Source organism: Sphingomonas colocasiae, assembly GCF_019880585.1.
Taxonomy (GTDB): domain Bacteria; phylum Pseudomonadota; class Alphaproteobacteria; order Sphingomonadales; family Sphingomonadaceae; genus Sphingobium_A; species Sphingobium_A colocasiae.
The window spans coordinates 240,604-265,156 of record NZ_JAINVV010000011.1 but is presented as its reverse complement, the minus strand read 5'-3'; the positions used below and the strand labels follow the sequence as shown (position 1 = coordinate 265,156).

Annotated in this window: 22 protein-coding genes; 11 read left to right on the top strand and 11 right to left on the bottom strand. The window is 68.0% G+C overall.

Annotation, left to right across the window (positions count from 1 at the left end; translation table 11 throughout):
- The first annotated feature begins 18 nt into the window (after nucleotides 1-18).
- Together K7G82_RS22910 and K7G82_RS22905 are read left to right on the top strand one after the other, a co-directional pair.
- Nucleotides 19-1,821 carry a gamma-glutamyltransferase gene (locus tag K7G82_RS22910; protein ID WP_222992275.1) on the top strand — a complete coding sequence of 601 codons (1,803 nt, stop codon included), beginning with the start codon at nucleotides 19-21 and terminating at the stop codon, nucleotides 1,819-1,821.
- A 194-nt stretch (nucleotides 1,822-2,015) separates the two neighbouring features.
- Nucleotides 2,016-2,876 (top strand): dienelactone hydrolase family protein, encoded by an 861-nt coding sequence (locus K7G82_RS22905; protein WP_222992274.1) that lies wholly within the window; start codon nucleotides 2,016-2,018, stop codon nucleotides 2,874-2,876.
- Nucleotides 2,877-2,910: 34 nt separating this feature from the next.
- Here K7G82_RS22905 and K7G82_RS22900 read toward each other — a convergent pair whose 3' ends face one another.
- Nucleotides 2,911-3,690 (bottom strand): hypothetical protein, encoded by a 780-nt coding sequence (locus K7G82_RS22900; RefSeq protein ID WP_222992273.1) that lies wholly within the window; start codon nucleotides 3,688-3,690, stop codon nucleotides 2,911-2,913.
- A 189-nt stretch (nucleotides 3,691-3,879) separates the two neighbouring features.
- On the opposite strand from K7G82_RS22900, the gene K7G82_RS22895 reads away from it, so the two are divergent.
- From K7G82_RS22895 to K7G82_RS22885, 3 genes are all read left to right on the top strand, one after another.
- Entirely contained in the window at nucleotides 3,880-4,041 is a 162-nt protein-coding gene (locus K7G82_RS22895) for a hypothetical protein (RefSeq protein ID WP_222992272.1), read from the top strand.
- 62 nt (nucleotides 4,042-4,103) lie between these two features.
- The gene (locus tag K7G82_RS22890) at nucleotides 4,104-4,517 is read left to right on the top strand and encodes an MbcA/ParS/Xre antitoxin family protein (RefSeq protein WP_222992271.1); all 414 of its coding nucleotides are present in this window, start codon (nucleotides 4,104-4,106) and stop codon (nucleotides 4,515-4,517) included.
- A 47-nt stretch (nucleotides 4,518-4,564) separates the two neighbouring features.
- The gene (locus tag K7G82_RS22885; protein WP_425517305.1) at nucleotides 4,565-5,242 is read left to right on the top strand and encodes an RES family NAD+ phosphorylase; all 678 of its coding nucleotides are present in this window, start codon (nucleotides 4,565-4,567) and stop codon (nucleotides 5,240-5,242) included.
- A gap of 138 nt (nucleotides 5,243-5,380) precedes the next feature.
- On the opposite strand, the gene K7G82_RS22880 is transcribed toward K7G82_RS22885, so the two are convergent.
- From K7G82_RS22880 to K7G82_RS22865, 4 genes are all read right to left on the bottom strand, one after another.
- Nucleotides 5,381-6,775, bottom strand: a complete 1,395-nt coding sequence (locus K7G82_RS22880) for a hypothetical protein (protein ID WP_222992269.1) — start codon at nucleotides 6,773-6,775, stop codon at nucleotides 5,381-5,383.
- A gap of 141 nt (nucleotides 6,776-6,916) precedes the next feature.
- On the bottom strand, nucleotides 6,917-8,068 hold the full coding sequence (locus K7G82_RS22875) for an AAA family ATPase (protein ID WP_222992268.1): 1,152 nt from the start codon (nucleotides 8,066-8,068) through the stop codon (nucleotides 6,917-6,919).
- A 43-nt stretch (nucleotides 8,069-8,111) separates the two neighbouring features.
- Nucleotides 8,112-8,741: a glutathione S-transferase family protein gene (locus tag K7G82_RS22870; RefSeq protein ID WP_222992267.1), complete on the bottom strand. Its 630-nt coding sequence runs from the start codon at nucleotides 8,739-8,741 to the stop codon at nucleotides 8,112-8,114.
- Between the two features lie 109 nt (nucleotides 8,742-8,850).
- Nucleotides 8,851-9,897 (bottom strand): aspartate-semialdehyde dehydrogenase, encoded by a 1,047-nt coding sequence (locus K7G82_RS22865; RefSeq protein ID WP_222992266.1) that lies wholly within the window; start codon nucleotides 9,895-9,897, stop codon nucleotides 8,851-8,853.
- Nucleotides 9,898-10,224: 327 nt separating this feature from the next.
- On the opposite strand from K7G82_RS22865, the gene K7G82_RS22860 reads away from it, so the two are divergent.
- Complete coding sequence (locus K7G82_RS22860) at nucleotides 10,225-12,627, top strand: serine/threonine-protein kinase (RefSeq protein ID WP_222992265.1); 2,403 nt, start codon at nucleotides 10,225-10,227, stop codon at nucleotides 12,625-12,627.
- Nucleotides 12,628-12,649: 22 nt separating this feature from the next.
- Here K7G82_RS22860 and K7G82_RS22855 read toward each other — a convergent pair whose 3' ends face one another.
- From K7G82_RS22855 to K7G82_RS22845, 3 genes are all read right to left on the bottom strand, one after another.
- Nucleotides 12,650-13,171 carry an ECF-type sigma factor gene (locus tag K7G82_RS22855; RefSeq protein WP_222992264.1) on the bottom strand — a complete coding sequence of 174 codons (522 nt, stop codon included), beginning with the start codon at nucleotides 13,169-13,171 and terminating at the stop codon, nucleotides 12,650-12,652.
- An 89-nt stretch (nucleotides 13,172-13,260) separates the two neighbouring features.
- Complete coding sequence (locus K7G82_RS22850) at nucleotides 13,261-13,698, bottom strand: hypothetical protein (protein ID WP_222992263.1); 438 nt, start codon at nucleotides 13,696-13,698, stop codon at nucleotides 13,261-13,263.
- Nucleotides 13,699-13,740: 42 nt separating this feature from the next.
- A complete protein-coding gene (locus K7G82_RS22845; protein WP_222992262.1) occupies nucleotides 13,741-14,196 on the bottom strand; it encodes a hypothetical protein in 456 nt (151 codons plus the stop codon).
- A 193-nt stretch (nucleotides 14,197-14,389) separates the two neighbouring features.
- Between K7G82_RS22845 and K7G82_RS22840 the strand changes: the two genes are divergently transcribed.
- Nucleotides 14,390-14,788 (top strand): PAN/Apple domain-containing protein, encoded by a 399-nt coding sequence (locus K7G82_RS22840; protein ID WP_222992261.1) that lies wholly within the window; start codon nucleotides 14,390-14,392, stop codon nucleotides 14,786-14,788.
- Nucleotides 14,781-16,895 carry a hypothetical protein gene (locus K7G82_RS22835; protein WP_222992260.1) on the top strand — a complete coding sequence of 705 codons (2,115 nt, stop codon included), beginning with the start codon at nucleotides 14,781-14,783 and terminating at the stop codon, nucleotides 16,893-16,895. Before K7G82_RS22840 ends, K7G82_RS22835 begins: the two co-directional genes overlap by 8 nt.
- Before the next feature lie 39 nt (nucleotides 16,896-16,934).
- Here K7G82_RS22835 and K7G82_RS22830 read toward each other — a convergent pair whose 3' ends face one another.
- Both K7G82_RS22830 and K7G82_RS22825 read right to left on the bottom strand, forming a co-directional pair.
- Entirely contained in the window at nucleotides 16,935-17,438 is a 504-nt protein-coding gene (locus tag K7G82_RS22830; protein WP_222992259.1) for a GNAT family N-acetyltransferase, read from the bottom strand.
- A 49-nt stretch (nucleotides 17,439-17,487) separates the two neighbouring features.
- Nucleotides 17,488-18,876 (bottom strand): vWA domain-containing protein, encoded by a 1,389-nt coding sequence (locus tag K7G82_RS22825; protein ID WP_222992258.1) that lies wholly within the window; start codon nucleotides 18,874-18,876, stop codon nucleotides 17,488-17,490.
- A 171-nt stretch (nucleotides 18,877-19,047) separates the two neighbouring features.
- Between K7G82_RS22825 and K7G82_RS22820 the strand changes: the two genes are divergently transcribed.
- The gene (locus tag K7G82_RS22820) at nucleotides 19,048-19,848 is read left to right on the top strand and encodes a cupin domain-containing protein (protein ID WP_222992257.1); all 801 of its coding nucleotides are present in this window, start codon (nucleotides 19,048-19,050) and stop codon (nucleotides 19,846-19,848) included.
- Between the two features lie 43 nt (nucleotides 19,849-19,891).
- Here the strand turns inward: K7G82_RS22820 and K7G82_RS22815 are convergent, their stop codons facing one another.
- Complete coding sequence (locus K7G82_RS22815) at nucleotides 19,892-20,953, bottom strand: DUF1176 domain-containing protein (RefSeq protein WP_222992256.1); 1,062 nt, start codon at nucleotides 20,951-20,953, stop codon at nucleotides 19,892-19,894.
- 146 nt (nucleotides 20,954-21,099) lie between these two features.
- Here K7G82_RS22815 and K7G82_RS22810 point away from each other — a divergent pair, with 146 nt between their 5' ends.
- Both K7G82_RS22810 and K7G82_RS22805 read left to right on the top strand, forming a co-directional pair.
- A complete protein-coding gene (locus K7G82_RS22810) occupies nucleotides 21,100-22,710 on the top strand; it encodes a serine hydrolase (protein ID WP_222992255.1) in 1,611 nt (536 codons plus the stop codon).
- A gap of 155 nt (nucleotides 22,711-22,865) precedes the next feature.
- Complete coding sequence (locus K7G82_RS22805) at nucleotides 22,866-24,545, top strand: serine hydrolase domain-containing protein (RefSeq protein WP_222992254.1); 1,680 nt, start codon at nucleotides 22,866-22,868, stop codon at nucleotides 24,543-24,545.
- The last annotated feature ends 8 nt before the right edge of the window (nucleotides 24,546-24,553 follow it).

Sequence of the window (24,553 nt, the reverse complement as noted above, 5' to 3'; positions counted from 1 at the left end):
TTTCCAGACGAGGATAAAATGAAAGTGACGCGCCGCACCGCAATGAAGGGCCTGATCGCGACCGGAGCCGCGACCGGCCTTGCCCCGCATCTCGCCGCCGCCGCGAGCAAGGTCGATCTTTCGCCCGCGCGCTGGCCGAAGGGCGAATATGATCGCTTCATGACCGCGCAGGGCGTCGATCGCACCCGCGCGGGCGCGGCCAGGGGCACGCATGGCGCGGTGACCGTCGCCTATAACGGGCTGGCGGCGCGCGCGGGGCTGGAGGCGCTGAAACAGGGCGGCAACGCCATCGATGCGGTGATGACGGGCGCGCTGGCGCAGGTGGCGCTCACCATGGGCGCGCCGATCAGCTATTTCGGCATCATGTCTCTGGTCTATCACGAGGCGAAGACCGGCAAGACCTATACGATGAACGCCGAATGGAACACGGTGCGCGGCGAGAGCGATCCGATGTCCATCCCCGGCCAGATCGATTTCTCCAGCACGGAGGCGCTGCAGGGCAAGGGCGCGCCGAGCGGCCGCACCGCGCTGGTCGGCGGCTTCATGAAGGGGGTGGAGGCGGCGCATCGCCGCTTCGGCAAATTGCCCTTCGCCAGCCTGTTCGATCCCGCCATCCATATCGCCGAACAGGGCATGCCGGTGACGCCGCTGCTCGACAGCGTCTTCAAGTTCCGCGACAAGGATATCCGCCGCCTGCCCGAAACCCGCGCGACGCTGGTGAAGCCCGACGGCAGCGCCTATGCGCTGGGCGACAGTTTCCGCCAGCCCGCGCTCGCCAGGACGCTGCGCGCGGTGGCGCGCGACGGCGCCGACTATATGTATGGCGGGCCATGGGGCGAGCGGCTGATCAAGGCGATCCAGGCCGATGGCGGCAAGATGACGCTGGAGGATCTGAAATCCTATCGGGTGATCTGGGCCGATCCGCTGGAAGCGCCGTTGCGCGGCGGTTATTCGGTTCGCACCTCGCCCGTGCCCAATTTCGGCGGCGTATCGCTGATCGAGGCGCAGAACCTGGCCGATGCGGCGGGGCTGTGCGGCGGCGAACATTGGACGAAATCGTCCGACGCGCTGCGCAAGGCGGCGGAGATCACGCAGCTTTTCGCCATCTCCATGTTCCCGAAACAGGCGCAGGAGGCGATCTATCCGGGCATCGACTTCAGCGACGCGGCGCGCGTGACCAAGGATCATGCGGCGGCGCTGTGGAAGCAGATCGAGGGCGGCAAGACCTTCACCAAATGGAAGCGCAATTCCCCGATGCATTCGGACGACATCGTCGCGATCGACAGCGAGGGCAATATCGCCGCGATCACCCATTCGATCAATTGCGTGAACTGGGGCAAGACCGGCATCTTCGTCGACGGCATCTCGATCGGCGATCCCGCATCGTTCCAGCAGGCGATGATCGCGCGCGTCACGCCGGGCGAACGCCTGCCGGCGCCGACCGAGACGGGCGTGCTGTTCAAGGATGGGGTTCCCGTGCTGGGCTTCGCATCGATGGGCGCGGGCCTGCACCAGCGGACCTTCCAGGGACTGCTCAACTATACCTGTTTCGGCATGGACGTGGAGGAGGCGATCAACACCGCCGATTTCTATCTGCCCGCGGTCGACCCCGCGACGGGAGAAACGACGCTGACCGTGCCGGAGGGAAGGTTCGACGAAAAGGTGCTGGCCGGCACCGGCCTTGCCTGGCGCGTCATCCCGCTGGAGGAGGCGCGGCTGGGCGGCGAGGGCAAATGGGTGGCGATCAGCCGCGATCCGAAGACCGGCGCGCTCCACGCCGCATCGCACAACCGCAACAACAGCGCGGCGGTGGCGTATTGAGGGGGTGTTCGACACCATCACCGTTTGGACTGAGCCTGTCGAAGTCCTTGTCCTTCTTCGGCGCGGAGCCAAGGAAGAACAGGACTTCGACAGGCTCAGTCCGAACGGCGTGTGGAAGGCTCTTGCGCCCAGTTGACAGACGCCCCGCACAGGCGGAGCATCCGCGCCCGTGACACCCATCGCGGAGAGGCGGCATGTGCGACAATGATATCCATCCGGGTCTGGTCGAAAACTGGACGCTTTCGCGCAGGGGCTTCGTGGCGACGGGGCTGATCGCCGGGCTTTCGACCGCCGCCCATGCCGCCGCCGCCAAGGTCACCGAAAAGGACGTGACGGTGACGACGCCCGACGGGCAGGCCGATGCGGTGCTGTTCCATCCGGCGGGCAAGGGGCCGTGGCCGGCGGTGCTGATGTGGCCCGATATCATGGGCCTGCGCCCGGTGTTCCGCGAAATGGGCCGGCGGCTGGCGTCCGACGGCTATGTCGTGCTGGTTCCCAATCCCTTCTATCGCAACAAGCGCGCGCCGGTGATGGCGGGGGCGATCGATTTCAACGATCCCGAAACGCGCAAGATCCTGATCGGCTATCGCCAGGCGATGACCGACGATGCGGTCGATCGCGACGCCGTCGCCTATCTCGCCTTTCTCGACGCGCAGCCGCAGACCGCGAAGCGCAAGCGCGCGGGCGTGCAGGGCTATTGCATGGGCGGCCCGCTTTCCTTCCGCACCGCGGCGGCGGTATCGGGCCGGATCGGCGCGGTCGGCAGCTTCCATGGCGGCGGCCTCGTCACCGATACGCCCGCCAGCCCGCATCTGCTGATCCCGAAGACGCATGCGGCCTATCTGATCGCGGTGGCGAAGAACGACGATGCGCGCCAGCCCGCCGCCAAGGACGAGCTGAAAAAGGCCTTCGCGGCCGCGAAACGCAAGGCGACGGTGGAGGTCTATCCCGCCGATCATGGCTGGTGCGTGCCGGGCAGCCAGGTCTATGATCAGGCCGCCGCCGAAAAGGCGTGGAGCGAGTTGCTCAAGATGTACAAGAGCAGCCTGGTTTAGATGGCGCCGTCATCGGACAGGCCGGGCCGGTGATTTAAAGACGACGTAGGGGTAGCACTTTCAGATTCGAGCAAAAGTGCCGAACCTGCCTCGGCGCCAGCCATATCATCGCCTGATTGTAGCGCACCGCATAATCGCGAATGGCGCGTGCGCATTCGGGGGCGTTGTGTGGGGTCCCAAGACCGATGGCGAAGGACGTGAAATTGCGGCGAAACCATTTTCCCGTATTTTGGTAGCGATGACCCTCAGGCGCATTGTCGCAAGCCTCAGGGTAAAAGCTGCTGTCCAGGCCGTCATGCGGAATCGCCGTCAGCCCTATGGGGGTCGCGTCGCCGCGTGCCACATCGGTGCGCGCGTCCGCTACAGGATCGCGCGCGGCAAGCTCGACTGCGCATCGACGAGCCTCGGTCGCTATCCGGCGGTTCTCGCGTTGCTCATATTCGCGCGCGACTCGCATGCGATCGTGGCGCTCAAGCTGGGTGGCAATGAAGATCGCGGACAAACAGATCGCATCGAACGCGGCCACCGCGATAAGCAATGACGGCAGTGTCCATCGGTTCTTTCGATCTCCCTGTCGGGGGGCACCCGCCATCCATCCCCATCCGATGATTCCCCACCAGGCAGGAACGCTGAACAGGATCGTATAGGTTTCGGCATCCGTCTCCGGGAGCATCGCCATTAGAGGAGCGGTGCCCATTGCAAGGATGAAGATGCCGAGTGCCGGGCCGGGGATCAGGTGCCTGGCCCAGCAGATCCCGACCGCGACCGGCACTGCGACAAGCGATATGACGATGGTGACGATCAGATCGGGCAATCGGCAAGCCTTTCCGCACGGCAGTGGCGACCGCCCGCCGTCATGAGGATATCTGCATCGGATTATACATGCTCTGCAATGACTGGCGCTGGAGTCGATCGGGAGCGGCAATGTCCATGTTGCGATGCAACAATTCGATTGGTGCGTGTTGCCTGTGAGTGATATGCTTGTCCGCTCAAGGAGGCTTTCATGATCAAGGCCGCCATTCTCATGCTTCTCGCGGCGATCGCGATCGCCGCCGTTCTGCTTGTTCCCCGCCGGATCCGGCGCATGCGCCGCCGCGCCGCGCGTCGCCAGCACGAGGCGGGCATCATCCGGTTGCCGATCGACGAGCAGGACAGCGGCGGATAACATTGCACCCGCGTTGCCATATGGCATGATCTATCCTATATGATGCCATATGGAGATTGGCCATGCTGGCATTGAAGCCCGTTGATACCACGCCCCAGGCGTTTCGCGCGGACCCCATCACGCAGGAGGAGGGGGAGGCGATGTTTCGCGCCGTGCTCAACCTGTTCGGCAAATGGAATGTGACCGACGATCAGGCGGCGGCGTTGCTCGACATGCCGCTGCGCACCTATCGGCGCTGGAAGGCGGAGGGGCCGGGGCGGCTCTCGCGCGACGGGCGGGCGCGGCTGTCCAACCTGATGGGCATCCACAAGGCGCTGCGGATGATCTTCAACGAAGCGCAGCGCGGCTATGCCTGGGTGCGCGCGGCCAATCAGGGCTTTGCCGGCGCCAGCGCGCTCGATGTGATGCTGGGCGGCGAGCTGACCGATATCATGCGGGTGCGGCGCTATCTCGACGCCGAGCGCGGCGGGTGGTGACGGCGGCGGAGGAGAGTCCGGTCGCGAGGGTTGAATGGAACGGGGCGGTGCGGATCATCCGCAGCCTGTTCCCGCCGATCGACCTGTTCGAGGATATCGCCGATCCGGCCGATTGGCCGCTGCTGCTGTCGGCGGAGCAGAAGACCAATCCGCGCATCATGGAAACGATCGGCAATCTCGATCTGGTGCCCGCCGGGCGGCGCGTGGGCGGGCCGGGCGCTTCCTATCTGATGGCGCCGTTCACCCATGTCAGCCCCGATCGGCCGAGCCGCTTCTCCGACGGCAGCCATGGCGCGCTTTATGTCGCCGAAAGCTACGAGACCGCGTTGTTCGAGACGATCCACCATCATGGCCGTTTCATGGCGCGCACGGCGGAGGCGCCGGGCTGGACCTCGCAATTCCGCGAAATCGTGCTCGATATTTCCGCCGACCTGCACGACCTGCGCGGCGCGGACCCGGCGAGCGACCCGATCCTCGACCCCGACGACTATGCCCCCGCGCAAAAACTGGCCGCCGCGCTGCGCGGCGCGGGCGCGGACGGCATCATCTATCCGAGCGTCCGCCATCCGGGCGGCGAATGCGTCGCGCTGTTCCATCCCGATTGCGCATCGGCGCCGCGCCAGGGGCGGCACCTGGATTATCACTGGAACGGCGCCACGGTGGATCTGGTCCGCGACGCGGGCAGCGGGGCGGTGTTCAGGGTTGTCGAGGGCGGGGCGGGGTAAGTGACGCCCTGATTTACAGGCAGGCTCCAACTTGTCATCCCCGCGAACGCGGGGATCCAGCTATTCCGTGAAGCATCCGGAAAAAGAAGAAGAAGCTGGATCCCCGCGTTCGCGGGGATGACATCGTGCTTTTCCCGATCAGCATCCGTGATCGGCGCCCGCGCCGCGTGGGCGCCGGCGTTCCTCATTGTCGAGCCGGCGGAACGGGTCGCGGAGGAGGTCGCGGTCGCGGCGGTCGTCGCGTTGTTCGTGTTCCTCGCGTTCTTCCTGTTGCTGCTGCTGTTGTTGCGGCTGGCCGGCGCGGTTGCGGGCGCGGCGGGTGTCCATCATCTCGATGCGGCGGCGGGTCGCCTCGTTGCGCGCTTCGACGGCGGCGTCGCGTTCGCGTTCGGCGTTGCGGATATCCTCCTCCTTCGCGCCGGGGCGGTTGCGCAGCGTATCGAGCTTGCGTTCGGCCGCCTCCGACGCCGCCTGCGCGGATTCCACGCCTTCCAGCACCTTGTCGAACAGATCGTTGAACCGGTCCTCCGGCATCGACATCAGCTCGCCATCGGCGCGCGGGGGCAGGGGGACGGTGGCGGTGGTCGGCGGCTCGGGTTCCGCGATCGGGCGCGGTTGCAAGGCGCTGCCGCCGGGCGTCGCGGTCCGCCCGCTGTCCGGCGCGTTGCGCCATTCGGCGCCCACCCAGGCGTCTCCGCTTTCACTGCTATTGGGGAAGCGCTCGTAAGTTTCCCGCCCCCCGGCGTCGCAACAGGCGGCGGTCACCCGGAGCGTCGCCGGGCCGACATCGAAGCGGATCGAGATGCCCTGCGCCTCGCTGTAATGGAGCGAGGGGATCACGCTGCCCGATCCCTGGACCGACCAGCGCGCCAGCCGCACGCCGTCCGCCGTCTGTGCGCAGCCGCAATCGCCGACGATGATGAAGTCGTAGCGTTCCTGGCCCTTGTCCCACACCATCCGGTAGAAGGTCTTGCACGGGCCGCGCGTGTCGTTGGCCTGATCGGTCTCGACGCCGTCGCGCTTGAAGAAATCGCGGATATCGTCCCTGGCGCGGTCCATCGCCTTTTGCCGGACCGATTCCAGGATCTTGTCGGCCAGCTCGCGCCCGAAAAAGCGCGTCAGGTCCTGCGCGGTGCCGGCGCCGCCCGCGGCGCCGGAGAGCGTGCCCCACAGCATCTGGCCCGAGCCCACCATGACCTCGCGGCGGTCCATCACCAAGGTCTGGCTATGCGCCAGTTCCACCGCCGCCTTTGCGCATTTGCTCATCCGCTGGCCGCGCATCTGCGCGACCCCGGCGGAGACGCGATCGGCGATCTGCTTCTTGGTGCCCGTGGCCGCCGGGCCGATCAGCCGCTCGACGATATCGGTGGTCAGGTTGCGCACCGCCCACTCGGAATAGGTCTCCTCGCCGTCGCGCTGGTCCAGCCAGCGATCGGCATGGGTTTCGACGGGCGTGCGATCCGCCCGGGCGGGCGCGGGCAGCGCGATCAGCGCGAAGGCGGAGAGCAGAAGCGCGAATGCGGACAATCTCACGGGAACACCTCCCTGTTCGAGACTTGCCGGGATACGCGGCCCGATCAATGTACAGGAGCCAGGCCGGTCGAACCATGGGTAACGCGCCCCGTTTATACGCGCGCCGCGCCCGGCGCTGTGCGGCCGGTCACAGGCATGCGTTCAGCGCTTCGGCCAGATCCAGCGTGGCGCCTCTCCGCCCTCGGCATGCGTTTCGCCCAGCCGCTTGGAGAGTGCGATCTCGTGCATCTTGTGTTCGGTGCGCAGGCCGTGGATCAGCCTTTCGCTGTGCGAGACCAGGATGATCTGGCAGCGACGCGATGCGTGGACGAGCAGCCGGGCGAGCGCATCGAGCAGCGAGGGATGAAGGCTCGCCTCGGGCTCGTTGAGGATCATGATCTCGGGCGGGCGCGGGGAGAGCAGCGCCGCCACCAGCAGCAGATAGCGCAGCGTCCCGTCCGACAATTCCTTGGTGTCGAGCGGCCTCAGCAGGCCGGGCTGGCGCATCTCCACCACGCCGTAATCGCTGCCTTGCACCGCGATGCGCGATCCGGGAAAGGCATCCTCCACCGCGTCGTGCAGGGCATCGGCATCGCCCACTGCCAGGATCGTCGTGATCGCGGCGGCCAGATCGGCGCCGTCGCCCGCCAGCACCGGCGTATAGGTCATCACCTGCGGGCGGCGCGCCGGCGCGTCGGCATCGGTGCGCAGATTGTCGTAGAAGCGCCAGTTGCGCATGCGCTCGCGCATCAGCAGCAATTCCAGCCCGTCCTGCGGATCGGCGCAATGCGTCACCATGCTATCGAAGGGGAGGAGATTGCCCAGCGCATCGCGCCACTCGCCGCTCTCCGCCCGGCGCAGTTTCACCGCCGGTCCGCGCCGTTCGGCGAACAGGCTGAGCCGGCCGGGCAATTCGCCGGTCCACATCGATTCCAGCTTGATCTCCGGATCGCGCTGAAAGGGATACATGGGCTCGGGCAGGCCCAGTTCGATGGCGTAGCCGAAATCCTCGCCCGAAAAACCGAGCTTGAGCGCGATCGGCACCGAGCGCACCGTGCCCTGCACGGGGCGTTCGCCGCTCAGCATCTCGCGGCTGAACCGTTCCGGCCCCGCCCATAATGTGGAGGACAATCCGCCTTCGGCCGCGAGCGTGGCGATCAGCCGGCCCTGCGCGGTCTCGGCGAGCAGGCGCAGCGCGCGGTAGAGGCTGGATTTGCCGCTGCCATTGGCGCCGGTGATCAGCGTCAACTGCCCCATCTCCAGCACGATATCGCGCAGCGAGCGATAGCCGGCGACGGCCAGGCGCCCGATCACGCCGGTGCGGCGATGCGCCGCAGGCGCATTTCCAAACAGACTCTCACACCACCAGCGCCATGTCGCTTTGAAGTTCGGCGGCGCGCAGGAATGCTGGCCGTGCGGTCAGGCGCGCCAGATAGTCGCGGGTGCGCGGTTCGAAATCGGCGGAGACGCCCAGCCGGTCGGCCAGATACAAGGCGTAGCCCACCGCGATATCGGCCATGGTGAAGCGGCCGCCGCACAGATGCTGGGCGTTTTCCAGCGCGCGTTCGACGCTCTGGGCGCGCTTCAGGAACCAGAGCCGGTAATCCTCCGCCACCTGCGGGCTGCGCCGGTCCTCCGCTTCGAAGCGCGAATAGCGCAGAACCAGAGTGAGCGGGAAGGTGAGCGTCGCGTCGCTGCGGTGCAGCCAGTTGAGGTAGAGCGGATAATCGGGCTCGGCGGGGGTGAGGCGCAGCGACGCATCCTCCGCCAGTTCGCCGATCAACTGGCACATCGCGGCGGATTCGGTCATCACCGTATCGCCGACGCGCAGCGCGGGCACGGTGCCGAGCGGATTGATGTCGAGATAGCCCTCCACGCAATAGCGCGGCGGGAAGGGCATCTTTTCCAGTTCATAGGAAAGCCCGGCTTCCTCGAGCGCCCAGAGCGGCCGGAGCGAACGGGAATCGCGGCAATGATAAAGCTGCATCGGCGGGCCTCAGGTGGGGATGCACTCTCTGGCCCAGCCGGCGGCAGGGTTCAACCTGGGAGCGGGGGAATCTCTCCTCCCCATCTGCGATGGGGAGGAGAGGGAGGCGTCACTTCTGCGCGAGCAGCACTTCGGCGATCTGCACCGCGTTGAGCGCGGCGCCCTTGCGCAGATTGTCGCCCGCCACGAACAGGACCAGGCCGTGCTCGACCGTGGGATCGCGACGCACGCGGCCGACGAACACCGGATCCTTGCCGGTCGCGTCGAGCGGGTTGGGCACCTCGGTCACCACCACGCCGGGGGCGACGCCGAGCAGCGCGAGCGCGGCCTCGACCGAGATGGCGCGATCGAACTCGGCGTTGATCGACAGCGCATGGCCGGTGAAGACGGGCACGCGCACGCAGGTGGCGGAAACGGTGAGCGCCGGCAGGTCGAGGATCTTGCGGCTCTCGTCGCGCAGCTTCAGCTCTTCCTCGGTATAGCCGTCTTCCTCCAGCACATAGTTGAGCGGCACGACGTTGAAGCCGATCGGCACCGCCCACTTCTCGGGCTGGCCCAGATCGACGGCATCGCCGTTCATCGCGAGCGCGGCGCAATCGGCGGCGCCGGCGGCGATCTGCTTGCGCAGCACCTCCACGCCCTCCATGCCGCCGCCCGACACCGCCTGATAGGTGCTGGCGACCAGCCGCTTCAGCCCCGCTGCCGCATGGAGCGGCTTGAGCACGGGCATTGCCGCCATCGTCGTGCAATTGGGATTGGCGACGATGCCCTTGGGGATATTGCGCAGCGCTTCCGGATTGACCTCCGCCACCACCAGCGGAACCTCCGGATCGGCGCGCCAGGCGGAGCTGTTGTCGATCACGATCGCGCCCGCCGCCGCGACCTTGGGCGCGAGCGCGCGCGAGGTCGATCCGCCGGCCGAGAAGAAGACCACGTCCAGCCCCGCATAATCGGCGGTCGCGGCATCCTCCACGACAACCTCGCCTTCGCGGAAGGGCACGCGGTTGCCCGCCGAACGGGCCGATGCGAACAGCCGCAGCGAGCCGAGCGGAAAGTCGCGCTCGGCCAGCAGGCTCAGCATCATGCCGCCGACCAGGCCGGTGGCGCCGACGATGCCGACATTGGGCCGGGCGGGCAGTGCGTGGGATTGAGTCATGATCGTACGTCTCCTGTTGGTGCGGAGGCGCGGGATCGTGCTGGCTTGTGGATTTCAAGACCGCCCCGCGCTTCGCGGGGCTCTGTCCTGTTGTGCCTTACGTCAAACCGTCAGCACACCAAGGACCGCCCCGCAGCAGCGGGTCGGCTTAGTGCTAATCGATTTAATCATCGAGCTGGACATCGCGGCCCCGTTAGCGGCGGCGATGGGCGCTGTAAACAGGAAAGCGCCATCGGCCATTTCTTTACGCTTATGGAACGGGAGCGGTTGAGCCCGCGCGCGCGATCCGCCAAGTCTGTGCGATCGCAGGCGATTCCGGGACGGGCAATGCAGGCAAGCGAATGGACGCGTCTCTCGGCGCTGATCGACGAGGCGATGGAGCTTGCCGAGGATGCGCGCGACGCCTTTCTGGCCGGCTGGCTGGCCGACGATCCCGCGCTGCTGGAGCGTGCCAGGGACATGCTGGCGCGGATGCAGGACGATCGCTTCCTGGAACATGCCGGCCCCGCCGAAGCCATGGCCGAGGGCATCCCCGCCGGCCGGCGCTTCGGCGCATGGCGGATAGACGGCGTCATCGCGCGCGGGGGCATGGGAACGGTCTATGCGGTTTCGCGCGCGATCGGCGGGTTCGAACAGCGCGGTGCGCTCAAGCTGGGCCATGCCGACGGCCGGATCGACCGGGCCCGCTTCGAGGCGGAGCGCCAGCTTCTCGCCGATCTCGATCATCCCGGCATCGCCCGCATCCTCGATGGCGGCATGGAGGCCGATGGTAGCCCCTGGATGGTGATGGAACGCGTCGATGGCGGGCCGGTCGACCGCTGGTGCGACACGCATCGCCTGGCGCTCGGCCGGCGGATCGCGCTGGCGATCGAGGTCGCGGAGGCGGTGGCGCAGGCGCATCGCATGCTGGTGCTGCATCGCGATCTGAAGCCCGGCAATGTGCTGATCGATGCGGGTGGCCGCATACGGGTGATCGATTTCGGCATCGCCAAGCAGCTGGCGCTGAGCGACCGGACGGAGGGCGCGTTGCCGCTTTCCGCCCCCTATGCCGCGCCGGAACTGCTGACCGGCGAGCCGGCGGGGCCGCCCTGCGACGTCTATGGCGCGGCGGCTCTGCTCTACGAACTGGCGACGGGCCGCCCGCCGATCGACCTGGAGGGCGTTCCCGTCGCGCTCGGCATCGGCCGGGTGCTCGAACGCGATCCCAGGCGACTGACCGAATTGCGCGCGGCGGTGCCGGTGCTGGCCGATGCGCCGGCGCGGCTGGTTTCCGATCTGGACGCCGTGCTCGCCCGCGCGCTGCGCAAGGAGCCGAACGCGCGCTATCCCACGCTCGACGCCTTTGCGGAGGAGCTTCGCCGCGTGCTGGACGGGCGCGCGGTGACGGCGCGCGCGGGCGAGCGCGGCTACCGCTTGCGCCGCGCCGCCTGGCGCGCGCGCTGGCCGATCGCGGCGGCGGCGGCGATCGTGGTGGCGCTGGCCGGCGGGCTGGCCGCGACGCTGATCCAGAAGCGCGAGGCGATCGCCGCGCGCGACGCGGCGCTGGCGGAGGAGGCGCGCAGCGAGGCGGTGCGCCAGTCGCTTTACCTGCTGCTTGCCGAAAGCGGCGAGATGGCGGGTGCGGAGGCGGGATCGCGCGACGTGCTCGATCGCGCGACGCAGCGCATCGTTTCGCAATATGCCGGCCGGCCCGGCGGCGCGGCGCCGGTGCTGCACGCGCTGGGCGAACTCCATTTCTATCTGGGCGACTATGCGGCGGCGAAGGCGGCGCTGCTGCCGGTGGTGACGGCCAGGGCGGGAACGGTGCCGCCCGAAACGCTCGCCGCCGCGCGCTATGATCTGGCGCAGGCACTGGTCCGCATGGGCGATCTGGATGCTGCCCGCCCGCAGCTTGCCGCGGCCCAGGCCTTTTGGGCGGCCGATCCCGCCAAATGGCGTGCGCGGTTGATCGACAGCCGGCTGGTGGAGGCGCAAGTGCTGCGCGCGGACGATCCGAAGGCGGCGGCGGCGCTGCTGCGCACTGCGCTGGCCGATCATCTGGCGATGCACGGTGCGGACAATCGCCAGACCGGGGTTTTCCACAATAATCTGGGCGTGTCGCTGCAGGGGCTGGGCGATCTGGCGGGCGCGGGCGGGGCGTTCGAAGCCGCGCGCACCGTCTGGCGGCGGACCGGGCTGGTCGAAACGCCCGACGCGCTCAACACCGCCAATAATCTGGCGGCGATCGAGGCGCTGGCCGGCCGGCCCGAACGCGCCGAACCACTGTTCGCCGAGGCCGTCGCGATCCGGCGGAAATTGTTCGGCGCGTCGGCGGCGACCGCCGCGCTGATCGCCAATCACGGCAAGGTGCTGCTCCAGACCGGCAAGGTCGATGCCGCGCTGGCCGCGCTCGGCGAAGCCGTGCCGATGGCGGAGGCATTTGCGGGCGCGGGATCGATGCATCATGTCGCGGCGCTGGCCGGGCGTTCGGAAGCCGAGATCGCGGCGGGGCGTGGTGCGCCGCTGGCGACCGCGCGCGCCGCCATCGCGGCCGCCGAAGCCGGCAAGGCGCCGCCGCCAGGCATCGCCATGGCGCTGCTGGCGCTGGCAAGGGCTGAAGGGGCGGCGGGCGACAGGGCGGCGGCGAAGGCGACGCTGGCGCGCTTCGATGCAATGCTGCCCGCGCTCGGCCCGGCCGCCGCCCGGCTGGCCGAGGGGGCAAGGCGGGTGCGCGGGCGTTATCTGGATTGACGGGGGCGGCCGGGCGTGCGGCTCAGGCGGCTTCGGCGCTTTCCATCTCGATCAGCATCAGCGCCTTGGCCTTGGTCCAGTCGCGGCGGACGGTGCGTTCGGTGATGTCGAGCATGTCGCCGATCTCGCGTTCCGAATAGCCGCCGAAGAACCGGTATTCGACGATTTCGGCAAGGCGCGGGGCGAAGACCGCCAGCCGTTCGAGCGCATCGTTGAGCGCCAGCAGTCGCTCGTCGCTTTCCCAATAGATATCGGGCAAGTCATCCTCGAACGCGGCCAGCACGGCGCCACCGCCGCGCTTGGCGGTCAGGCGCGCCTGCGCGTGATTGATCAGGATCTGGCGCATGGCGCGCGCGGCGGTGCGCAGGAAATGCCGTTCGTCGGCGAAGCCGTGGCTGGCGCGCAACTTCAGGAAACATTCGTTGACCAGCGCGGTCGATCGCAAGGTTTCCCCCGCGCCGTAGCGCCAGTGAAGATCGCGGGCGATCCGCCGAAGCTGGGGATAAAGCGTCTCGGCCAGTGCGTCGGGGGAATCGGCGGGCATCGGGCCATTATGCGGATACGCTTCCTGCTTTCCACCCAAAGCGTGACGCACCGGACGGATGAACCCGCCCGGTGCGGCGTGTGCCACGATCAGCCAGGCATTTGCGCAAGGCAATCACGGATGACGGGCAAGGCCTCTTCCAGCCTGGCGCGCGACACGAACACGCGCGTCGTGCCGCTGATCAGTTCGGCGCGCTTGTCGGCGCCGATGCCGGCGGCATCGTCCCGGCGCGCGGCTTCGCCGGTCCACCAGGCGACCGCCTTCATCGTGATCCGCGCCAGTTCGGGCGGCGTTTCCCCGGCGGGCAGGATCCGCGACGATGCAGACGCCGCCGAAAGCAGGCCACGGCAGCGATAGGCGAATTCGACATCGGCCGGGCCGACGCCGGCTGTGGCGGCGGATGAGTGTGCGGCGGCGTTCGGGGGCGTCGCGCCATTGTCGGCGGCGTTCGTCGATGGATCGCCGCCGGAACAGCCGGCAAGCAGCAGGCCGGCGGCGATGGCGAGGAAAGGAAGGGATGTACGCATCAGGGCTCCTTTGCGGTTCGGATCGGTTTTGCGCGGGCGACGTTATTTGCCATCGGTATAGACAAGGGTGACGATCGATCCGCCTTCATCGTCCGGGGCCGCCGTCACCTGCATGCCGCGGCCTTCATCGCCGGCGGTTTCGTTGCCTTCGCTCATGATCATGATGCGTGCCGGGCCGCTTGCCGTCTCCATGTCGGCCTTCAGCCCCGCCGCCTCGCCCTTGCTCCTGTAAAAGGCGATGATCGCCGCGCTGTCCGCATTGGGAACGGCCATCGCCATCATGCCCTTGCCGGGATCCTGCGGATTGAGCGTCGTCGTCGTTACCCGCGCGCCGGGATAGAGCGGCGCGAAGGGCGGCAGATTGGCGGGCGGGGCGACCTCACCGGCGCCCGGCCCGGCAAGCTTCACCTCGGGCCGGCCCGCCGGGCCTTCCTCCGCCGGCGTGCCCCCGCCGCAGCCGGCGAGCAGCACCGCCGCCGCCATGATTCCGAAACGCATTGCAATCCTCCCGACATGGTGTCGCGGGCTGACGATCGGACGGATCGCCCCGCTTGCAGGGAAAGAACCGGATCCGTGCGGCAGAGCGGACATGGTCGATGCATTTTTCGCTGCATGTCCGCTTTCGCGATCGCTTGCTGTTCTGTCCTTCGAAAGCGCGCGCGGTGCCGCTGGCAGTTCGGAGGAACGATCGATGACACGGAAATATCGGGTGATGGCGGTGTTGGCCGCACTGGGCGTGTGCGGTGTGGCGGGCATGTCGGCGATCGGACAAGCCAGGCCCGCCGCGCCGGGTGGGAAGCCGGGGGTGAACTGGCAGACGATGCACAATACCGATCTGTTCGGCGGCGACTATCGCGAGATCGTCTACGACCGGCCCGGTTCGACCTGGCAGCAATGCATGGCGACGTGCGAGGCGGATCGCCAGTGCAAGGCGTTCACCTATGTCCTGCCCGGCCGCCAGCCGCATGGCGAATGTTTCCTGAAGGGCGGCGTTCCCGAGCCATCCACCTCCGAATGCTGCGTTTCGGGCGTGAAGACGATGTCCGCCGCCAGCGGCGGCACGCGCGGGGCGCATCGCCGCGATGACTGATCGGGCGCGGCGCGGGGCCATCGGCATCGTTTCGCTGATAGCGCTGGCAGCGGCGGCTCCGGTCGCCGCCGGGCAGGGCGGTGCACCGCCGGCGGCGGCGGGCGATATCGTCGTCGGCGAATGGGTAGGCCGCTGCGGCGCGATCGGCACGCTGGTTCCCGCCGCCGATTGCGCGGTGGTCGGCGCCGTCATCCGGCCGCATCTGGACGAGATGTCGCGGGTGCAGCAGATGATGGACGGTCTTCGCGGTTGGCCCCAGGCGCCGGGCCTGAAGCCCGATCCCGCAACCGGCAAATCGGTGATCCTCTATGTCGATTACGACCGGTCGAAAGGCGGCGTCATGGCCGACACGGTCGGCGGCTATTCGAAGGAATATGGCTGGATCAGCTTCACCCAGCGTGAAATGGGTGAGGCCGCGCCGCGCGTGGAGACCCGGCCCGGCCCGCTGTTCCAGCCGGCCGCCGGCGATCCGCGGCCGCCGCAACTGATCACGCGGGAAGGCTATTCGGGGTGGCGCCAGCTGATGCAGTTCAGCGCGCACGAACTGTTCCACGCCTATCAGGCGACATCGCCCTTCCACCGAAGCTATTATTCCTTTTCCAGAAGCAGCACCGATTATTCGGTCTCCTGGATTCATGAGGGAACGGCCGAGGCGGCGGGCTATCTCTATCAGGCGCAGCGGCTGGGCCAGCCCGGCCAGGCGCGTGACACCAGCTATGCGCGCGCGCTCAACCGCACCGCCGACAAGGGCTATGATCGCGGCGAATTCTGGTATCTGCTCGCCCGCAACCGCAATGCCGGTGCGCCGATGAAATTCCTGTTCGATCTGCACAAGTCGACCGACGCGATCCCGGCGGGCGGCTATGAACAGTCGATCAGCTGGCTCGATACGCAGTTGCGGGCGGCGGGCGGGGGCCTGCGCGAGGATTATGGCCGGGTGATCGCCCAGGTGACCGATCCCGGCCGATATGTGCCCGATGGCGTGAATGCGTACGAATTCCCTGAATTCGAGGCGAATTCGCCTGACCAGGCGGTGGAGGTCCGCACCGATCCGGTGGAGATCGCCGGGCTCGCCGCGAGCGGATTCTACACGATCATGCGGGGCAAGCATCTCCAGCCCGCCGAGGACCGCGAACTGCCCGGCAGCCGGCTGGTCTGGTTCGAACTGCTGATCGACAAGCAGGAGGGCGACGAGCGCGTCGGCCTGGCGGTGGCGGATCAATGGGTCGATCGCAAACCCTTCACCCGGCTGATCCTGCCCGAAGGCCAGGATATCGGCTATTTCCCGCGCGCCACCAATATCGATGCCGCCGCCCCGGCGGAGACCGGGGCGGCGAGCGCGCGCTTCAATCTGCTGACCCGGAACGTCCATCTGCGCGGGCCGGGCTGCGCGAGCGTCGGCAAGACCTATCCGGTCAGGATCGATCTGGAGAGCAATCCGCTGGGCACGAACCCGACGCCCGAATTCAAGGCGCAGCGCGGCCGCTTCACCGGGGGCGATTATGCCGCGCCGGCGGGGCCGGGGCCGGACACGCTGATGGTGAAGGCGCGCGGGGTGAAGGGCGATGTCTGGGCGCCCTTCGCGAAACTGGACGTCAGATCGCGCTGCAACATCGTCATCATCTCTGACGACAGCCGCATGACCTATGACGATGATGCGAAGGCGACACGGGTGGAGGGCGGCGACGGCCAGGCGCCGGCCTATATCGATGCGAAGGGCATGGTCGGCCTGAATGACGAGACGGGCCGATGGATGCGCTTTCCGCACACGGCGATCGGCGGGGGCCATCCGGGGACGATGGCGTTTTTCGACGTGCCGCTCGACAAGGACGGGCTGAAGCTCAATGCGCTCAACCAGGGGCCGCTGATCCTGGTCGAAGGATTGAAGCTGATGCGCCGCGATGTCGCACGCTCGCGGCAGCGCGCGACCGAAAGCCCGGCGCCCTGCCCGTCGGGCGGCGGCCAGTGCATCCGCTTCGTCCATCCCTCGCAGCCAGAGGCCGGCATCTTCTTCGATCGGGCGGGCGAACCGGTCGGCTTCGAAGTGGATGGCGTGATGACGCGGATCGAATATGACGGCGATCCCGTGGTGGTGCCGCCCGCCTGACGCGGCCGTTGACCGTCCCGGCGGGCGGCATTGGCCCGGCTATTGCCGCCGCAGATAGAGATCGCAATCGGCATCTCCATCATAACCGCGCTCGGCCAGTACGAAACCGGCTTTCTCCAGCAGCCGGACCGATCCGATATTCGCCGGTGCCACCGTCGCCCGCAGCGGATCGATCCCGCGCGTCCGGCCGAACGCGACCAGTGCGTCGAGCAATTCGGTGCCGAGGCCCCGGCGCCAATGCGCGGGCGCGAGGCCGTAGATCAGTTCCTCGCTGCCGTCGCCCGGCCGCGCGAATCCCGCCCAGCCGATCAGCTTCCCCGTTTCGCGCAGCACGACCGCGCCGGTGCCATAGCCATGGCGAACGAGATTCTCGCCCGAGCGGACGACCCAGAGCCGCGCCATATCGTCGCTGAGCGGTTGGCCGTCGTCGACATGGCGATGGACGCGCGGATCGGCGAAAAGCGCGACCAGCGACCCGGCATCCTCCGGCGCGAACGGACGGACGATCAGCCGGGATGTTTCGAGCCTGTCGTTCAGCAGCATGCGGCGCCTTGTGCCGATGGACGGCCACGGAGTCGATCCGGTTGGATCGCTACCCCTGTCGCGGCGTCACCCCCGCGCCCAGGCAACGGCCGCGATCGTAATTGCCGACCATGCGGATCACTTCGCCCGGCCGGGGTTCGATGCGGCGGCCCTCGGCGATGCCGGCGAGGACGCGGCCGATCAGCTGGTCGAGCCGGGTGACCGCGTAGCAGGCGAGATTGGGTTCGGCATGGGGATTGCCGACGCCGCTGTCGTCGGTGAGGAAGATGTAGCGGCCCTGGGTGAGTGCGGCCATCGTTCGCATCACATATTCGGCGCTCTCCTCCACGCCGCTTGCAGCTACCGGCACGATCTGGACGCCGCGTGCGCGCAGCCTTTCGGTGGAGGCGAGGGTGGGGCCGAAATCCTCCTCATGCGGGGGTGCGTCGGCGACCAGCAGGATCGCCTTGGCCGCGCCCGGCCGCCATTGCATCCGCTCGGCCGCCGCCATCGCCTGAGCCACGGCCTCCGGCGTGTCGCCGCCTCCGCCCGCCTCCTGCTGCGCCAGCGTGGCGCGCACGCTGCGGATATCGGCGGTGAGCGGGGTCGAGCGCACGACATAATCGTCGCCTTCGTCGCGATAGACGATCACCGAGATGCGCAGATCGAGATTGCCCGCCTCGCGCTTCAGCCGCGCGACGATCGAATCGATCTCGGCCTGGAGATAGGCCATCTCGTCGCCCATGCTGCCGGTGGTATCGATCACCAGCGCCAGGTCCATCGCGGTGACGGCGGGCGCGGTGCCGGGCAGCGCGATGGCGATGCTGCGCGCGCCCCGCCCACCTAGGTCGAGCGCGCGGGCGGCATTGCCCGCGGCGGAGGCGACGCGGACGGTGGTGCGCGCGGGCACGCGATCGAAGGCGGGATAGAAGGATGCGGTGCCGTCCGCGGCGGCGACCAGGCGCAGCGGCGATCCGCCGCGCTGCACGTCGACGCGCGCGAAGGGAACCGGGCGGCCGCCGGCATCGACCACCTTCACCGCGACGCGCCTGCGCGTGTCGACGAACGGCAGGTCGCGTTGGCCGCTCTCCTGCAGGAAACGCTCGGCATAATCGGCATAGAGTTCGGGATTGAGCAGGTCGTCATGATCGCCGGCGGTGAGCAGCCCCGATTGCGCGGGCGGCTGCGGGCGAGGTGGCACGGGCGGTGGCGCGGCGGGTTCGACGGGCTCGGTCGTCAGGGTCTCGGTCTTGCCCTTGACGATCCCGGCGACATTCCACTCGCTCCTGCGCGCGGTGACGCGCGGGGCCTCGGCGGCGTCTTCGACGGCGGCATAGTCGGCGACGGCGTCGCGGCCGTCGGCGGATCGCGGTTCGGGCTTGCCGCAGCCGGCGAGCCAGAGCGGGATGGCGAGCAGGGGAAGAAGGGAAAGGTGACGAACGGAGGGGGCATTCGACATAAACGGCATCCTTCACGCTGGGAAACCGTGTGAAACATTATCACAAAGATAGAGAATGCAAAGAGGGTGAAACTCTTAGAAAAATTGGGGTCTGGTGCCAGATCATCTCCTTTGTGCGCGGCTTCATGTTGGGCGTAGCATGAACGGGTACAGATAAATTGGGGGTGGGCGATGACGGTATCGGACCGGGATCAGGCGGCGCCGGCATCGGCGGAAGATCTGGGCCTCACGCGGCGCGGGCAGTTGACCGCGATGATCGCGGCCTTTGCCGGCTATGCGCTGGCCGCCGAACTGGCGGCCGCGCGGCCCGGCCGGCGCATGGCGGCGCGCGACTGGATCGATCGCCAGGACGAGATCGCGCGCGCACTCAAGCGCGGCACGCTCTCTCCACGGGCGTGGATGGACGCGGTCGTGGGGCTGGCCGGCGAGATCGATGTCGCCGAACTGATGGCGAGCCTGGATCAGGCGCGCGTGACGGCGGCGGCGATGCCGCCCACCAACGATCCGCAAAAACGCCATGTCCGTTTCCTCGATGCGGATGGCGCGCCGCGCAAGCTGGCCTATGGCGCGGCGCTGTTCGATTTCGCGCCGCACAATGTGATCACCCCGCACGGTCATCGCCACATGGCCTCCGCGCATCTGGTGGTCGCCGGCGCCTTCCGCGTCCGCAATTTCGATCGCGTGCGCGACGCGCCCGGCGCGATGGTGATCCGCCCGACGCGCGATTTTCGTGCGCGCACCGGCACGCTTTCGGCCATGTCGCCCGATCGCGACAATATCCACTGGTTCGTGCCCGATGGCGGCCCGGCCCGGACTTTCGATGTCGTCATCTCCGGCCTCGACGCCGGTGCGCCCGATTACGAGATCCAGGCGATCGATCCGCTGGGCGGGCGCCGGCTGGCCGACGGCACGATCCGCGCGCCGATCATGTCGTTCGAGGCGGCGTCCGCACGCTATACGGCGAGGATGTGAAGGGGGCGGAACCGGGCATCCATCGCCCCGGTCCAGGCGAAGTTTACTGCACCGACCGGAACAGGCTCGGCCAGTCGCCGGGATAGCGGCCGCCGCAATTGCGTTGCAGGTCGAGCGCGGTGAGCCGGAAGGCCGCGCCGTCCCAGATCCAGCTTGCCGATATGCCGCAATCGGCCAGGCCGCGCCCCTTGGCGGCGGTCGATACCGTGCCGCCTTCCGCATCGAACCAGGCTTCGGTGAAATAGGAAAGGCTTTCCCCCTCGGCATCCGCGCCGAGATAGGGTGTCGGCAGGATCAACTGGCGGGATGCGCCTTTGCCGCGCGGAACGACGAAGGCGAGCGACGATCCCTGATAGGCGCCCATGATGCAGGGGACGAAGGCGATCGCCTGCATGTCGTTCAGCGCGTTCGCCTCGGCCGTCATCGCGCCCGGCATCTCCTCGCAGCCTTCCTTTTCGAACAGCGCGGCCTGTTCGGCGCGCACCCTGGCGATCAGCCGGTCGGCTTCGCCCGGCGACAGCCGCGCGGCGATCGGGCGCTTGGCGATCCTGGGGATGGCGGGCGGCGCGGGGACGGCGCTTGCCGGGCGCGGGCCCGGCCGGATCAGCGCGGTCGCGCCGCCCACGCGCCCCTGGCGATCGTCGATGCGCAGCAAGGCGGCGGTGAAGCCGTCGAGCGGGATCTCCGCGCCGCCCGCGCGCAAGATGACGCCGTCGCGCAGCCGCGCGACCAGCGCGCGGATCGCGGCAGGGTCGTCGGTGGTCAGTGTCGTGCCGTCGCCATCCTCGGTCGTGAGCGTCCATGCCGCCATGTCGAGCCTGAGCGGTGTGCCGTCGACGGCGAGATCCTTGGCAGTGAAGGCGGTTTCGGTCGCGATCGTCGCGGTCGGCTGGCCGTTCGGGCCGCCCTCCCGCTCGATCTTCAGTTCGGCGCGCGACGCGCCGTCGTCGAAGCCCTTGGCGACGCAGGAGAGCCCATTGTCGCAGGCGACCAGCCAGGATCGATATTCGTCATAGGACTGGATGGGCGCTGCCGGCGCACCCCATGAAGATGCCGGAATCGCGGCCAGCATCAGCGCCGATCCCATATGGACGAAGATATTCATTGGTCTGGCCTTTTGAGGATGTTTTTTTGATGAATCAGGACAGGATTTTCAATAATGACCGATGGCGCTGCTGGGGGCGCCGCATTGAAATCGAAGAACGGGCCATCGGGACGGTCAACGCATCCCGGGCCATCGGGAGGTTAGCCGTGACATCTTTCGCTCGACGTACATCCATCGCCCTCGCACTCGCGCTTGCCGCCGCATCGGCGACCATGCCCGCAGCCGCGCAGCCGCGCAAGGCGGCCGCCCCGGCCGCAATGCCGATCTCGCCCACGAAGATCGACGAAACCGTGGCGCGCGCGATGAAGGCATTCGAAGTGCCCGGTATGGCCGTCGGCATCGTCAAGGACGGCAAGCTGATCTATTCCAAGGGCTATGGCGTGCGCGAGCAGGGCAAGTCCGCCAGGGTCGATGCCGACACGCTGTTCCAGATCGGATCGAACACCAAGGCGTTCACCGCCGCCGCGCTCTCGATCCTGATCGACGAAGGCAAGATCGGCTGGGACGACAAGGTGATCGATCATCTGCCCCAGTTCCGCATGTACGATCCCTATGTGACGCGCGAATTCACGATCCGCGACCTGCTGACGCATCGCAGCGGCCTGGGGCTGGGCGCGGGAGACCTGATGGTCTTTCCCGAAAGCGACATCACGCGCGACGAGATCATCCACGGCCTGCGCTACCTGAAGCCCGTTTCCAGCTTCCGCTCGCGCTTCGATTACGACAACACGCTCTATATGGTCGCGGGCCAGATCATCCCGGCGGTGACGGGCAAGACCTGGGACGAATTCGTCGAGACGCGGATCCTGGCGCCGCTCGGCATGCAGCCCTGCTCCTCCACCTATGGCCGGATTCGCGACCGCAGCAATCTCGCGTCGCCCCACATCGTGGTCGAGGGCAAGCTGACCGCGATTCCGGTGATGAACATCGATGCGATCGGCCCGGCGGGCACGATCAATTGCAGCATCAACGGCATGGCCAAATGGCTGATGACGCAGCTCGATGCGGGCAAGAGTCCGTCGGGCAAGCAGCTGTTCAGCGCGGCGCGCGGCACGGAGATGTGGACGGTCAACACGCCGCTTCCCGTCAACCCGCGTTCCACCGAGATGATGCGCACCCATTTCTCCGGCTACGGCCTGGGCTGGGGGCTGGAGGATGTGTTCGGATATAAGAAGGTCGCGCATACCGGCGGGGTCGCGGGCACCGTCACCTGGGTGGCGATGGTCCCCGAACTCAAGCTGGGCGTGCTCGTCTTCACCAACCAGCAATCGGGCGCGGCGATGACGTCGGTCGGCAACCAGATCCTCGACGCCTATCTGAAGGCGCCGGCGCGCGACTGGGTGGAGATCGCGTCCGCGCAGACCAAGACGCGCAACGACGGTGCCCGCGCGGTGGAGGATGCCGCCGCCAAGGTGCTGGCGAGCGCCGGGCCGCCCTCGCTGCCGCTCGACACCTATGTCGGCACCTATAACGATCCGTGGCGCGGCGACGCGACCGTCCGGCGCGAGGGTGACGGGCTGGTGCTCAAGTTCAGCCGGACCAAGGATCTGGAAGGGCCGCTGCTGCCCTATAGCGGCAATATCTTCATCGCCCGCTGGAAGGACCGCAGCCTGGAGGCCGATTCCTATGTCCGCTTCGAACAGGGCTATGACGGCAAGGTGACGGGCATGAAGATGCAGGCGGTGTCGCCCGCGACCGATTTCAGCTTCGATTTCCACGATCTGGATTTCACCAAGGTGGAGAAGCCGGCGAAGTGAGGCCGGGACGTTGTTGAGCGGACGGCATTGTCCGTCCGCTCATGTCATCCCGGCGAAGGCCGGGATCCCCTTGCCGTTGTAAAGGCAGTGAACGGGAAGCGGGATCCCGGCTTTCGCCGGGATGACGAACGAAACAGAGGCAAGGGAGAGTTCGAATGGATGTGACGCGGCGGGATATGCTGGGGGTCGCTTCGGCGGCGACGATGATCGCGGTGGCGGAGCCGCTGGCGGCGGCCACGAAGGCGGCGGCGGGCGGCCCGCTCGCCCAGGTCGTCCAGCGGCTGAAGGCGTTCGCCGATGCCGATCTGGCGGACAAGGGCTTTCCCGGCATGACCGTGGCGCTGATCGGCCCCGGCGGCGCCCAGGCGACCTTCGTCGCCGGGCTCGCCGATCTCGATCGCCGCGTTCCCGCCGCCTCCGAGCATCTTTTCCAGATCGGCTCGATCTCCAAGTCGCTCACCGCCATGGCGCTGTTCGTGCTGGCCGATCGGGGCAAGCTGAACCTGGACGCGCGCGTGCAGGATCTGCTGCCCGATTATCCGCTGCCCCCCGAAACGCTCACGCTCACCCAGTTGCTCGATCACAGCTCCGGCATCCCCAATCTGCTCGAGGATCCGATGCAGATCGACATTCCGGGCGGGCGGCTGTGGACGGGCTTCGCGCCGGGATCGCGCTATTCCTACTGCAATCTCGGCTATGCGCTGCTCGGCGCGGTGATCGAGCGTGCTTCGGGCATGAGCTATCCCGCCGCGATGGACGCGCTGGTGCTGAAGCCCCTGGGCATGAAGACGGCGGTGCCCGCCTTCCGCATTTCCGATCGCGCCGCCTATGCCAGCGGCCATGTCCGCTTCCGCGACGACATGCCGTGGCTGCCCAGGGTGCGGCTGGCGCAGGCGCGCTGGTTCGATTTCTCGCACGCGGCGGGATCGGTCGCCGCCAGCGGCGCGGATATGGTGCGTTTCCTCCAGTTCCTGCAGGGCGTCGCCAAGGGCAAGGGCGCGCCGCTCTTCTCCGATGCGCTGGCCGAGCGGTACCGCAAGCCGACGATCGATTCGTCGCCGGCCGGCGCGCGTTACGGCAACGGCCTGATCACGCTGGCGGTCGATGGGCGGCCCTGCTTCCGCCACACCGGCGGCGTGCATGGCTTCAGCTCCGCCTTCACGCTCGATCAGGAGGCCGGCGTCGGTTGCTATGCCAGCGTCAATGTCGGCGGCGCGGGCGGCTATCGGCCGACCGAGATCACCGAATATGCGATGGCGCTGTTGCGCGCGGCGAGCGCTGGCCAGCCGCTGCCGCCCGTCCGCAGCCCCAAGGCCACGCCGCCCGTGAAGGACGGCGCGCGGATGGCAGGCCAGTGGCGGAGCGCCGACGGCATGGCGCTGACGATCGTCGAGCGCGGCGGCGCGCTGTTCGTCGCCAGCGGCGGGCGCGAGGCGCGGCTGCGCGCCGGCGGGGAGAACAGCTTCGTCACCGATCATGCCGGGCTGGCGCCCTACAGCTTCGTGCTGGAGGGTGAGGCGCTGCGGCTGGGCGGCAGGCTGTTCGGGCGCAGCGCGGCTCCCGCCGCCCAGCCGCCGAGCCCGCGTCTGGCGGGGCTGGTCGGCAGCTATTACAGCCCGAGTTCATGGGGCAATCGCCCCAAGGTCTTCGCGATCGGCGACCGGCTGTTCCTGGGCAATGAGGAACTGGTCGCGGCGGCGGACGGCAGCTGGCGCTACAAGGATCCGGAAGCGTCGTGCGAGCGCGTCTGGTTCCTGAACCCGATCGGCGGCCGGCCGCAGATACTGAGCCTCTCCGGTTCGCGTTACGGCCGGTTCCACGATACGGGGCTCTAGAAGCTCTA

Excerpts from the sequence above, each read along its gene's own strand:
- K7G82_RS22910 (WP_222992275.1), top strand. The coding sequence starts at position 19 with ATGAAAGTGACGCGCCGCACCGCAATGAAGGGCCTGATCGCGACCGGA.
- K7G82_RS22805 (WP_222992254.1), top strand. The coding sequence starts at position 22,866 with ATGGATGTGACGCGGCGGGATATGCTGGGGGTCGCTTCGGCGGCGACG.
- K7G82_RS22870 (WP_222992267.1), bottom strand. The coding sequence starts at position 8,741 with ATGCAGCTTTATCATTGCCGCGATTCCCGTTCGCTCCGGCCGCTCTGG.
- K7G82_RS22815 (WP_222992256.1), bottom strand. The coding sequence starts at position 20,953 with ATGAATATCTTCGTCCATATGGGATCGGCGCTGATGCTGGCCGCGATT.
- K7G82_RS22845 (WP_222992262.1), bottom strand. The coding sequence starts at position 14,196 with ATGCGTTTCGGAATCATGGCGGCGGCGGTGCTGCTCGCCGGCTGCGGC.
- K7G82_RS22895 (WP_222992272.1), top strand. The coding sequence starts at position 3,880 with ATGATCAAGGCCGCCATTCTCATGCTTCTCGCGGCGATCGCGATCGCC.
- K7G82_RS22840 (WP_222992261.1), top strand. The coding sequence starts at position 14,390 with ATGACACGGAAATATCGGGTGATGGCGGTGTTGGCCGCACTGGGCGTG.
- K7G82_RS22860 (WP_222992265.1), top strand. The coding sequence starts at position 10,225 with ATGCAGGCAAGCGAATGGACGCGTCTCTCGGCGCTGATCGACGAGGCG.
- K7G82_RS22865 (WP_222992266.1), bottom strand. The coding sequence starts at position 9,897 with ATGACTCAATCCCACGCACTGCCCGCCCGGCCCAATGTCGGCATCGTC.
- K7G82_RS22820 (WP_222992257.1), top strand. The coding sequence starts at position 19,048 with ATGACGGTATCGGACCGGGATCAGGCGGCGCCGGCATCGGCGGAAGAT.
- K7G82_RS22890 (WP_222992271.1), top strand. The coding sequence starts at position 4,104 with ATGCTGGCATTGAAGCCCGTTGATACCACGCCCCAGGCGTTTCGCGCG.
- K7G82_RS22825 (WP_222992258.1), bottom strand. The coding sequence starts at position 18,876 with ATGTCGAATGCCCCCTCCGTTCGTCACCTTTCCCTTCTTCCCCTGCTC.
- K7G82_RS22905 (WP_222992274.1), top strand. The coding sequence starts at position 2,016 with ATGTGCGACAATGATATCCATCCGGGTCTGGTCGAAAACTGGACGCTT.
- K7G82_RS22855 (WP_222992264.1), bottom strand. The coding sequence starts at position 13,171 with ATGCCCGCCGATTCCCCCGACGCACTGGCCGAGACGCTTTATCCCCAG.
- K7G82_RS22830 (WP_222992259.1), bottom strand. The coding sequence starts at position 17,438 with ATGCTGCTGAACGACAGGCTCGAAACATCCCGGCTGATCGTCCGTCCG.
- K7G82_RS22850 (WP_222992263.1), bottom strand. The coding sequence starts at position 13,698 with ATGCGTACATCCCTTCCTTTCCTCGCCATCGCCGCCGGCCTGCTGCTT.
- K7G82_RS22835 (WP_222992260.1), top strand. The coding sequence starts at position 14,781 with ATGACTGATCGGGCGCGGCGCGGGGCCATCGGCATCGTTTCGCTGATA.